The sequence below is a fragment of the Roseomonas indoligenes genome (assembly GCF_017813365.1).
Classification (GTDB): domain Bacteria; phylum Pseudomonadota; class Alphaproteobacteria; order Acetobacterales; family Acetobacteraceae; genus Roseomonas; species Roseomonas indoligenes.
Map to the genome: position 1 here is coordinate 1 of NZ_JAGIZA010000057.1, position 1,554 is coordinate 1,554.

Here is a 1,554-nt window from a genome sequence, read left to right on the forward strand (position 1 = left end):
CGCGGCGTGACGTGAGAGGAGGCGCTGATGGCCCGCATACCCCTTCCCTTGCCCGAGGAGATGTCGCCCGAGCAGCGCGGGGTGCATGACGCGGTTCTTGCCGGTCCGCGGGGCCAGGTGATCGGCCCGTTGCGGGCGGTGATCCACAGCCCCGACCTTGCCGCGCGCTGGTCGGCGCTCGGCGAGTTCCTGCGCTACGGCACCGTGCTGCCCAGGCGCCTGAACGAGCTCGCCATCGTCGTCACCGGCCGCCGCTGGTCCAGCCAGGTCGAGTGGTGGGTGCATGCCCGCGTGGCCGCCGAGGCCGGCATCCCGCAGGCCGCGATCGACGCCATCCACCGCGGCGAGCCGCCCGTCTTCGCGGATGCGGAGGAGGCGCTGGTCTATGAGTTCGCCCGCCAGCTCCAGCTCTCCGGCACGGTGCCCCCGGCCGTGTACGACGCGGCGCGGGAGCGCTGGGGCGCGCGCGGCGTGGTCGAGCTGACCGCCGTGATCGGCTACTACACCATGGTCTCGATGACGCTGAACGCCCACGAGATCCCCCTGCCGGACGGCGTGGCCCCGGTGCTCGCCGCCCCCGCGGACGGGCTGGCGCCGCTCGCCCCCGCGGGGCCGCCCGCCCCGGCGCTCCCCGGCGTGGCGCTCCCCGGCGTGGCGCTCCCCGGCGTGGCGCTCCCCGGCGGGGCGCTCCCCGGCGTGGCGCTCCCCGGCGGGGCGCTCCCGGGCGCGGCGTCCACCGGCGCGGCGGCGGAGGAGAGAACCCGATGATCCCTGGTCTGGATGGGCTGGAGCGCTTCCGCGTCGCGCTGGAGGAGCATGTCGCCACCGTCACCATCACCGCCCCGCCGGTGAACGCCCAGGACCGGCGCTTCCGCGAGGAGATCGTGCGGGTCTTCGACGTTCTCCACGACACCGCCGATGTGCGGGCCGTGGTGCTGACCGGCGAGGGCCGCGCCTTCTCGGCCGGGGCCGACCTGCGCGAGCGCCCGAACCTGGCCGAGGAGCCGGGCGGCTATCCCCGGCACAACCGGCTGGTGCGCGCCTCCTTCGATGCGGTGATGGAGTGCGGCAAGCCGATCGTGGCCGCCGTGAACGGGGCGGCGATCGGGGCGGGCTGCGTCCTTGCCCTGTGCTGCGACATCCTGGTGGTGGCGGAGGAGGCCTTCCTCTCCATGACCGAGGTGGATGTGGGCCTGGCCGGCGGGGTGCGGCACGTGATGCGCTTCTTCGGGCAGTCCGACGCGCGGCTGATGATCCTCACGGCCAGGCGCATCACCGGGCCGGAGCTGCTGCGGATGAACGCGGCCTCGCTCTGCGTGCCCAAGGACCGGCTGCTCGAGGAGGCGACGGCGATCGCCCGCCAGATCGCCGCCAAGGCCCCGCTGGCCGTGCAGGCGGCCAAGCGGTCCTTCAACCTGACCGAGGAGATGCCGCTGCGCGACGGCTACCGCTACGAGCAGAGCCAGACCGTCGCACTCGCCCGCACCGACGACACCCGCGAGGCCCAGCGCGCCTTCGCCGAAAAACGTAAACCCACCTTCCAGGGACGGTGAG

The 1,554-nt window shown here is 74.3% G+C and carries 2 protein-coding genes; both read left to right on the forward strand.

Going from position 1 to position 1,554, the window contains the following annotated elements:
* The first annotated feature begins 27 nt into the window (after positions 1 to 27).
* Entirely contained in the window at positions 28 to 768 is a 741-nt protein-coding gene (locus tag J5Y10_RS28665) for a carboxymuconolactone decarboxylase family protein (RefSeq protein WP_209377373.1), read from the forward strand.
* Entirely contained in the window at positions 765 to 1,553 is a 789-nt protein-coding gene (locus tag J5Y10_RS27595) for an enoyl-CoA hydratase/isomerase family protein (RefSeq protein ID WP_209377374.1), read from the forward strand. The genes J5Y10_RS28665 and J5Y10_RS27595 overlap by 4 nt, the downstream gene beginning before the upstream one ends.
* Position 1,554: the final 1 nt, after the last annotated feature.